This is a genomic window from Pseudomonas arsenicoxydans, assembly GCF_006438915.1.
GTDB lineage: Bacteria > Pseudomonadota > Gammaproteobacteria > Pseudomonadales > Pseudomonadaceae > Aquipseudomonas > Aquipseudomonas arsenicoxydans_A.
Window position 1 is genome coordinate 1 of sequence record NZ_RCZE01000031.1, and the last position, 10,198, is coordinate 10,198.

Sequence of the window (10,198 nt, forward strand, 5' to 3'; positions counted from 1 at the left end):
GTGATCAAGCGTCAGTTCAGTTATGTGAAAACTCGCTTCCGTGGCCTAGCCAAGAACACGGCGCAGTTGGTGACGCTGTTTGCATTGTCGAATCTATGGATGGCCCGCCGACATTTATTGAGCAATGCCGGAGAGGTGTGCCTGTAATGTGGGGAATAGCCGCCGCGAGGTGCTCGCAGCGGGTAAAAAGACAGGAATGAGTCAGTGATCTGAGCGTTTGGGATCGACTCGCCACTTTCAAAATCGGTGGTGGCCGAAGACAGCCAGAAACACATGGCTACTTCAGACCATCCCTAGGTCGATCTTGGGCAAACCGGCGGCTTCAAGCACGACAGCAAACTTTGTTTCGGCTGACTAGTTCTCGGTCAACGGCTTGTTTTCGGACACTGCATTTCCTTCAGGACTGAGCTGCTTGTGCCAGTTGGACAAAGACATTTCGCTCCCCCCTTCCCGCCGGGAAACCTCGGCCATCTACAGGTTAAGTGTGGAAGCAGCATCTTAAATAATGCGGCTCTGCGTTCAGGTGAATAATACGGCACGACCAGCCTCTTTCCTCCCACGATATCCTTTTTCAGAAAAAAACGGAGAGACGACAACTATCCTGACTCCGAGGACCACGCGTTGACTAACAGCCGCCAAATTTTAGCCTTGCCAGGTACCTTGTATTCACTGAATTTACCTGTCGTTCCCCCTCCAACGCCGCAAGCTGGTTCTCCACCGCCCACCGGGCCATCGCTTCCCCCATCTCATGCGTCGCCGACCCCACCGGCTTGAGCATCCCAGTGGCATCCCGTGTCTCCCTGTATACGGAGTAAGCCAAACGTTACGGTTTTTAGCTTTCTCCGAGAGATACAGGTCCAACAGTGAACTGCTCCTAGGGTATCAGCTCCTCATTTCCGAAGATCGAGGGCACAAATGGCAATGTGTCTCTGGAGCTAGGGTGCTTTACCACTTCCGATCGGAAGCAGCAATCGAGCCACGCAAGCAGCCCGTCGCCCGTCGCCCCCCCAACAGTGTTGTGCATCGGCGAGTGAGTGCCTGGCGAACCTCGGCAGTAAATGTTCCCGCAAGGTTTTGATCGGCCGAGGCCTTGTCCTACGCCAGAGTCACGTCGATAGACTCCTCCTGTTAACTGGTAGTACGTTGCCGCCGATGTCCTTGAGTTTGAGAGCGACCGTGAACGGCAGCTCGAAACGGTGGATGCCATTAGCGCCGAAGCCTGGGGCTCTCACCATTTATATCGACACTTTTTCCCCTAGCAGGTTTTGTGCCTGTTGTCACATTCGGAGTAAATGTCCTTCAATACACCGTGGTCCCGCATGAAAGACATGGCAGCAGGTGCCATGCTTCCGCGCGAGTTAGGTTGATAGGTGTTGCCGGCATTCTCTTGTTCGCGATACCGATTATCGGCACCATTGCAGAATGGATGCTTTTGAGTTTGGCCGGGGGGGTTGGACGGTGCCGGCGAGGGGCTCGGGGCAACCTCAGCACTGGGCGTTGCTTCTTCGGCTACGGAAGACAAGGAAGAATTTTCGAGAAGCCTTACATATGCATCACTTGCATTTGGCGTAGCATCTCTCGCAAAAAGCAATAGGGGCATTGCACCCCTTTTGCTTATTTTCCTGCGATATTAATACCTCCTAGGTTTTCGCGCCGCCTGGGTGGATCGATGACTGAGCAGCAAACAGGCAGGCCCCTCAACCACGCCAGGCGGTTCGACATTAAGCCGCCGGCATCGGCGGCTTAATGGCCGACGATAAGGTAAACAGCACCTCTTTATCAGAGCCCACGGTCGTAAAAACCGTGACCAGATGGTCAACGCTGACCGACAACGAAGTGCGCTCCAGCTCGATTTGCAGATGCCGATGCGTCGCAGCATGTTTACCGAAGACCCCACGCACCACCAAGACCGTTTTAATGTCGCAATCGGTCAGCAGCAGGTCGTCATTGTGGCGGCTGACATGGATTCGCTCCGGGTCTGTCACCGCCATGATCAGGCGATCCAAGGTTTTATCTGGATCATCGTTATCAATGACGATGGTTGGGTAATACCGCCACATGGCCTGGCTGATGCGGTATGCATCACCCGCCGCCCCACCCTGCAACACTACTTTGTCGAGACCGACAATGATCGGTGCTGCCAAATCGTCGTCGCTACCTTCCCCGCCTTGAAGGTGGAGAGATGTACCAAAGCGCTCAGCATTGTTGAAACGGTTGAGCCTTTCGCTGCCGCTATCCTTGACCTGATACAACGTTTGAGCCGTTGAGTTATAGACGTAGGCCGTCTTTTCCTCAGGGGCAATCCCCAAGAAGCGCAGGTTCTCCGCCGCAGCAATTCCACGACTCCAGAAGATCTGGCCGCTGGCGACATCAAACCAACCTTGGGTGAGCTTGCCTTGCAAGGTCAGCACGCCTTTGGCCTGCCATTGACTGGCTACGTCGGCCAATGCATGTGACAGTTTGTCGAGATTATCCTTCTGCCAGTCGTTGTCGACGGCGACCAGTTGAAGCTCGCCGCTGTTGGCACGCAGAACAATCTCGCCCTTGACGGTGGTCAGGCGCATTCCGGTATCGACTTGCTCCGCCGCTCGCAGGTGTAGTTGCGGCACTAAAGTACTGGCAACAGGAACCTGAACCGATGCGTTAAGCACCTGCTCCGGGCCAAACGCGCCGCTTAGCGCATCCGGAGTCATGGCTGGCTGGAGATACAACTTACCACGCTTGGGCTCGAAGATCCGTGCGGCGGAGCCATCCGCTTCGAATCCCAAAAATTGCAGCGACTTGTTTTGCAGCGACGCCGAAGCGATCACGACTTGGCCGTTGTGGTACCACACGGGCAGCACACTCTTGCCGTCAGTGCCTTTGAGCCCGAATACGGCCAGGGTGGCGCCTTTGCCATTCACCGTATCGAGGTCTTTCCACCACGTAGTGCGGCCCTTGAGCCACTGCACGTTGACGGCTTCGTAGTTGAGCCGCCCCAGCACATCCAACTGAGCCACACGCCCATCTTCGGTAATGGCGAGCAGGTTCCCGTTGACATCCACCAAACTGGCCAGACGCGGAGCGGTGACCCGCAAAGCAGTGGGCTGGCTGGCGTCGAGTACTGCTTGCCCCGCCCCTTCCTGACGAAACAGGACGTTTTGCTCTTTGCTGTAGAAAAAGAACACTTCCTTGGTATTGCTGCGAGGCAGACTGCCCGCCAACAGCAGATCCGCCGGAATCGGCCAGGCGCTATGAGCTTGATCCTGCGTTTGGAAACGCAGTGTGTCATCTTTCGGTGGCTCCAGATTCGGTTTGATCACCATGCCATCGCTGGTACGAATCCAGTAGCGGTGTGCGACACCGGCCGCATCTTTGCCGAACACAGTCACCAGCGGCGCATTGATCGGCTTAATTTGAGGCGCGCCTTCGAGCATATAGGCCGGGGTCGTACGCGGCGTGCTATTGCTCTCGTAGCCTTCGAGCAAGTCTTTGACCGCATCGCCGTGCTGACCGGTGCGCGCCGAAAGTTGCAACAAGGCATCATCACCGACTGCACTCACCAGCTCCATTTTATCGCCCGAGATCCGATAGCCCAGCTCGGCCTCGCTACCATCCTTGATGTGATGATTGCGAACCAGGTGAAGCGCATCGCCCTCCTGCCATAGTCGGCTGATTTTGCCCGCACTGTCGCTGAACCATGCATCGAACTGCGCGTCGACCTGTCCGTTGGCAATCGTGACCCGCCAGACAGCTGCGTTCTCGGCGTCATAAAAATAGGCATGATCGCCAATCACCGCCCCCAGATTTCCTTGCTTAGCCTGTTCCTGGGTGGTGTCGGTAAACAACATCCGGTCCTTGGCCACGTCGTAGAAGCCTCGGCCAACATTACGTGTGCCATGGGTGTAGTTCTCTACCACCACGTACTGCCCCTGCAGTTGATGTTTCTGGGCCAGTTCACGCAGATGTTGCTCAATGGACTGACCAGGCGCCTTCCATTTACCGGCATCTTCGCGCACGACCTGAGTGGTCAGATCGGCGAAATTAACTTCGCATACCTCGCCCTTATGGCTAATCACCAGTACACGTGCGCTCTGGGACGAATCAAGGTCAACAACAACCCCGCCGACCGTCAGTCGGCTCTTCGAGACGCTGATGCTGTCACTGGTGAGCTGACGGCTGTCAATGATCCAGCTTGACGGCGCACCGGCGTTAGCGCAAGTCAATTTGACCGTGGCACCTTCGTTGAGGCCAATCAGATACTCACCACCCTCCCCCTCTATCTCGTAGTGCAGGTAACCGTGCAACTCCTTGGGCAGTTCGGGCACCAACAGGTGACGACTACGCTTATCGAGCAACACTTCGATCGGGGTCCCGACGTACTCTTGATGAATCCGGCTGACCGTATATTCAGATGGGAAAATGTAGAAGTCGTAGTCGAATCGGTAGTCCTGCTCAAGCTTGCGCAGCACATCGAAGCCAGGATCGTGGCGAGTGGTAGCACCAGGGAAATGAATGTACCCATAACTGATATAGGATTTGACCGTGCCAGGCAGAATAACCACCTTGCTTTCGCTGTGAACGAGCTTATGCTCACTCGCGTAACCAATGCCACCGCGCACCTCGATCGCCTGGTTGCGGTCGTGAACAATGGTCGGGAAGTCACCGCCCCAGAAGAAGTAGTTTATTTTCCCCGAGCCGGTTTTACCGTGTTGTGTGCGATAGAGGTATTGGCTGCCGAATTCGACCAGGCCCTGACGCAGGTTAAGGGTCTTGATCACCGCCCCACTCAGGGGCACCAATACCTGTTCTTTATCGTCATAACGGTAGCCATTGCCTTTGTACGCAGTATCGACGGCATCAAAGTAACGACCCACGGCCTTGATATCCTCGGCCACCGGCGCAAAGGCCTGCGCCAAGCCAGTAAAGCCCACCGCGAGCCCGCCCAGGATTACCCCAGCCCCGCCCAGCACTGCGCCGGCCGTCGAAGCACCGAGCAGCCCGGCACCAATCCCCGCCGAACCAGAGACGAAACTGGCCGAGTCGAACGCCAACTGGGTACCGTAAATAGCTTTCTGTCCTTCATTCTCGGCATGCGCAAGTTCATAGGCGTCCAGTACCACAAAGGCACCACCAAACACCACGCCGACGCCTTCGTTGACGGTGTGGCCCAGGGAGGAGACAAAATCCTTGAGCGAGGTTTCGGCCGCCACCACTTCGCCACGTAACGCCGTACGCACCAGCTCGATGATTTTGGCCACGTCCTGTACTGTGCCATGTCCCATCTGAATCAGATTGAGATAGCTGTGAACCTTCAAGGCGGTCGCCAACTCAGGCGACGTAATACCGCTGGCCACGTCTTGACGGCTCTTGTCGGTAAACCAACGAATCAGCGCCTGGACCGCAAATCCGGAATTCAAACCGTCAACCGGGGATGCCTCTCCGGCGACCGTCTTAGGCCGCATCAGGCCGTGCTCGACAGTAAAATGTTCGCCCAATGTAGAGGTATGCTCATCGACGAAGTTACGGAACTCGACAAAAGTGGCATCGTGAGTGGTCAGCCAGCGGGTTTCCTCAGGTTGTTCACGGTTGATGAACTGTACCCGATAGCCTTCCTCCTCCGCTTGCTCTTGGGTATTGGCAATCACCGGCATCCATCGGTGATCCAGACCTGCCTCCAGAGCGAGCCGGGTACTGGCTTCGTGATATTTGGCGCCCCAGTTCTCGGCATCAAACGTTGCCAAGGAGGTACGTAACTGAGTGTCTTCAACTACCCGTTCTTGCGCATTGATCGTACGTTCAATCTGACGCTGTGCGTCGAGTACGTCGGCCAGTTCCCCGGGACGACTCAGATCGGCCACGTTCAGGTGGCGGTCCAAGGGAACGGCGGCCATTTTACCGGTATCGATTTCGATTAGATTGAAGATCGGTGACGATGTGCTGCCCAACGATCCGTAATAAGCGGCCAACTTGCGTTCTACCAAGTGCTGCGTCATCGCCGTGGTTAGGCTCTTGGTATCTTCGAAAGCAAAAATCCCCACATTTGGGTCATAAAAATAATAACGACGTTCTTCAGCGTTGACAGTGCTGCCCACCAACATTGAGTGCCCTTGGGTATTGAGTGCAAACATCGAAGTGTGGGTTGTCTCGGCCAACCGGGACACCACTTGACGCAGTTTGAAGAGGCCCCGTTCCGTTGACGCCTGAACGGCATCAACGTTGGAGTGCAACTGACTTAGGCTGTTTTTGAGCAGCGTGGAGCTCCCAGCCTCAGGATCAGCCGCGGCCAGGAACAGTTTTTCCACTAGGCTGTTAACACCCACCTCGCCTCCACTGGCCAGTGCCACCGCCATAGCCCGAACCAGGGGGTAACAACGACCACCGGACTTGTCGCCCACCAGTACCAGAAAAAAGTCCTGCGGCGCCAGGCGATCGAAGGTGCTGCCAGCGTGACGTAAGCCCTCACTGAGCACCGCCGTTTGCGCCAACACCTTGTCGATGTACTCCGCCTGGCTGGCTTCGGTAATGCGCCCACTCAACGCCCCTTTCTGCATGGGTGTCAGTTCCCCCTCAAGAAATAAACGTTTCATATCCAGAGCCGACATCGTGTCGATCACCCCGGGGATAGTGATCTCATGAAAATTACGCAAACCGTCCATAAACGCCGGGCGCTGAGCCCCTCGCTGATAAGCTTCAGAGATCGCGTAACGTTCGCCCAGTCTGCTGCTGCGTTCCTCCCCGCCAGCCTGAATGGATGCATCGTCAGTGCGCACCACGGCACCGGTACCGTCTTTGGTCTTGATCTGTTGCCAGAGCCACGTCTTTTCGACCGAGCTGGCTTCACGTATCACCGGGTCGAACTGCGCCTTATAGAAACTCAGCGTCAGCTTGATATGTTCGATCTGCTGGTCGATCAAGGCGGTTTGGGTTGAGTTGCGTCGCTTTTCCTGCAGTTGGTATCGCTGCTCGACCAACTGATCGGTTTCGCCGCCGATTTTGGCGAGAACGTCCTCACGCAGCTTGCTCCACTTGGCAATCGCTGGATGATGAGGCGAAAACTCCCCCTCGGTGTAGACACCGTCAGTGACCTCGTCGATAGGTACGCGAAACTGAGCCGCCACCTTCTTCAGATGCTGGTGAACCTGTTCACGGTAGGCGGCAAATTCGGTCAGGGTTTTCCCCGCCACTTGAGGATCAGCGACTTTGATCGTGAGCGGTTCTTCGCCCTTTCGCTGCTTTGGCCATAACATCATGCCCTCACGCTGGTACTCCTGCTTTTGAAATACCAATTGCCATTCGCCATTGATGTATTGCATGTAGGCGGCTGCAAGTCCTTTAGCCGAGCGAGATACTTGATAATCCTTAAAGTCAACGGCCATTACCACATTGTCATAAAGCAATGAGCTGTTCACTCGACCATCGTGGTATACCCGCAAGGTATTGGCATCGAGCGTGGTAACGATCATCGAGCCCCTCGACAACGTTCCTGTGAACAGGAAGGAGCCGGTGGCTGCCCGTTTGGGAATATCCACATAGGCAGGTGATGCATTCGCTTGGTTGGCACCATTGTAGCCGAGGAAATACGCCGGCAAGCTAACACCGGAAACTGAGTGTTCAGTGTATTCGACCTCGTATACGCCAGGGGTGACGCTCACCAGTTGAGCGCGCCCCTCTGCCGGCAGGCGCCCTGCCTTGGCCAGTACTTCAACGCTTATTGCATGTGATTTGGCGAACAGCACTGGGTCAGCAATAAACTGCTGGATGTCCGCGCTACCTTCGCGGGCCTCAGCGCCACCGCTCATGGGCACCAGACCACCCTTGAGCTTGCGGTCTAACACCGCTTGTGCAAGCAGGGCCGGGTTGTTTACATCATACCCGCGTGTCTGCAATAGTCTTGACAGGGTCCGCTCAATAGGGGTCTTAGTGAGCAAGGACTGAGCGCCCGCGGCCGCAATCAGTTTCGCTCTAGATTGGCCGTGACTGCTCGACTCACCCTCGGCAGTCTCGGAGTAGGCAATGCCTTTGCCAACTCGGTACATACCAACGGGGGTATGCTCAACAAAGGCTGTTGCCGACAGCAGATCGCGAAGCTTTTTATTGATAGCCAGGGCATGCTCCAACCCGGCGCTAGAGAGATAGATCACCGCCTGGTCAGTACGACTGCCTAGGTTTTTCGGGCCCATGATCTTGGCATGATCCAGCCAGCCTCGATTGTCATCACTGAACAATCGGGTCAGCGCCTGGGCCAGCAAATTGAAGTACGCCTTTTCGACATTGATGGTCAGCCGCGCGCCAACCTTGGCGCGCGCACCCACGCGCCTCGCGAAGTCCTTGGGCAGTACTCGAAAGGCTTCGGCTATGTCAAGAACGCTGTAGGGTTGCGAGGATAAGGCCACTTTTTCACTGCCTTGTACCACGATGTCGACGTTCTCGGCGTTAACCGCCAGCGCCTTGATGTAGGAAACAAACTCCCGTTGTTCATTCTCATCGAGACCACTGACACTCGCAGGCTTGTCGTTGCTGTAACGCTTGTAAGCGTCCTTCTCCAGCATGTCTTCCAACTGTTTCTGCTTGGCAAGTGCCTCGGAGGTCCACTTTTTACCGCTCTCACTGTAAATTCCCTTAATATCATGGATCAGCGTTTGTGCGGCGGGTCTGCGGCTAATCTCTTTAAATGTTTCTTGTGCGGAAATAAGCAGCGACTGATAGCTATTGTTAGGCATCGTATTTTTCCCAAGTAAAATTGTATTGATTGTTTGCGAATTGCAATGCGTGAATTTACGTAGTGAGCCGCTATAGCTCTGCTCGTAAACGGAGGGGGGGGGGGGGGGCTCAGTGACCAAACCACTAAAAAAAAACAAATAGCCACCTGAGGACCGCGAACACCTTAGTTCTGCATGAAGATGAAGGAGATATACAAGAAAAAAGAAAAATCAATATCTGCTTAAACACTCACCCTCACACTCGATCATGATGTTTTATAGAGCTTTTACCGTCAAAAAAACCATGAAATCAGACTTTTACTAGAATCCCCCCTGATTGAATGATCCGATAGGCAGCCCCTATCAGCAATGTGCCATAGCGATCGAATCATGTTCGATGGCGCCAATCGCAACACACTTATAAACAGTCGATAACCCCAGAGAAATACAGACATACCTTCCAGTTTCCTATCGGAAGGCAGCATCCAGACACCACATTACAAATCAAGTAATCTTGACACCGTGGACGTCTCATTTTTTGAATCGCAATCATAGAATCTCGATATCGTTGGCGTCGCTCTTGTTGCTCTTGACGTACGGTTTAACAAACTGTGGCGCTATCAACTTCACGCGTACTCCGCGAGCTTCGAATTGCCGCGCCCAATGATGGGCGAATGCCAGTTAGCGTCTTTGATCGGCCAGGCGCGGTACGATCTTGGTCTGCGGCAAGTGGGCGTTCCGTGATCGTGCCCCCTAACCGTATTCCCGACGGCTGCCAGGTCATCACTTGGCTATGACCGTAGTTGAGCAGAGCGCGGAACAAAGGTATCGGCGGTCCCATCCCGCTGCAACGCTGGGCCAGCGCCGGTGCCAGCGCGGCCCCGTCGAGTTTGCCATTGGGGCGTCCAGGGTCGTGAAGGCACTTAGGAGCATGTACTCGGCCAGGTGTCGAGCCAGAAAGTCATTACGGCCCAGATACTCGATGGAGCCGTCGTTCAGCCAGCGGCCGAGGTCGCCGGTGCAGTACATCCGGGCGTGCGGGTCTGGGGAGAATGGGTTGGTGACAAAGCGCTCTGCCGTCAACGCGGGGCGATTGAGGTAACCCCGGGCGACGCCGGCCCCGGCGATGTGGATCTGGCCGGTCACGCCGATGGGYACGGGCTGGCCTTGAGGATCGAGGATATAGAGTTGGGTATTGGCGATGGGGTGGCCGATGCTRGGCTGTGACAGAGCGGCATCAATGGGGCAAGCAGTGGCATCGACTGTACATTCTGTCGGGCCATAGACATTGATAAAGCGAGACGTGGTGATGTGTTGCAGTCGAGACCACAGCAAAGGCGAAATGGCATCACCGCCGATCAATGCTAATTGTGGCTGATAACCGGATGAAGAGCCCAAACCGGCCTCTAATAGCCCTTGCAACTGAATGGGCGTGGAATCGAAAACATCCACGGCGTGCTGGGTAAAGTAGTGCCAGAGCTGCTGACCATCCATCCGGACGGCTGCCGGCACGATAA

General features: G+C 55.4%; 2 protein-coding genes and 5 pseudogenes. 1 reads left to right on the forward strand and 6 read right to left on the reverse strand.

Annotation, left to right across the window (positions count from 1 at the left end; all coding sequences use genetic code 11):
* Positions 1 to 147: pseudogene (locus EAH78_RS31895) on the forward strand (IS5/IS1182 family transposase); the annotation flags it as partial.
* A 147-nt stretch (positions 148 to 294) separates the two neighbouring features.
* Here EAH78_RS31895 and EAH78_RS31900 read toward each other — a convergent pair.
* The 6 genes and pseudogenes from EAH78_RS31900 to EAH78_RS31915 form a co-directional block, all read right to left on the reverse strand.
* Positions 295 to 497: pseudogene (locus tag EAH78_RS31900) on the reverse strand (IS3 family transposase); the annotation flags it as partial.
* A 128-nt stretch (positions 498 to 625) separates the two neighbouring features.
* Positions 626 to 766: pseudogene (locus EAH78_RS32970) on the reverse strand (bifunctional glyoxylate/hydroxypyruvate reductase B); the annotation flags it as partial.
* Positions 764 to 1,369 (reverse strand): annotated as a pseudogene (locus tag EAH78_RS33185) (hypothetical protein); the annotation flags it as partial. The pseudogenes EAH78_RS33185 and EAH78_RS32970, both read right to left, overlap by 3 nt.
* 352 nt (positions 1,370 to 1,721) lie before the next feature.
* Positions 1,722 to 8,702: a TcdA/TcdB pore-forming domain-containing protein gene (locus tag EAH78_RS31905; RefSeq protein WP_140672312.1), complete on the reverse strand. Its 6,981-nt coding sequence runs from the start codon at positions 8,700 to 8,702 to the stop codon at positions 1,722 to 1,724.
* 531 nt (positions 8,703 to 9,233) lie between these two features.
* Positions 9,234 to 9,353, reverse strand: a pseudogene (locus tag EAH78_RS32975) (IS110 family transposase); the annotation flags it as partial.
* A gap of 111 nt (positions 9,354 to 9,464) precedes the next feature.
* The coding region (locus EAH78_RS31915) for an AMP-binding protein (RefSeq protein ID WP_140672314.1) at positions 9,465 to 10,198 on the reverse strand (734 nt) is incomplete at its 5' end.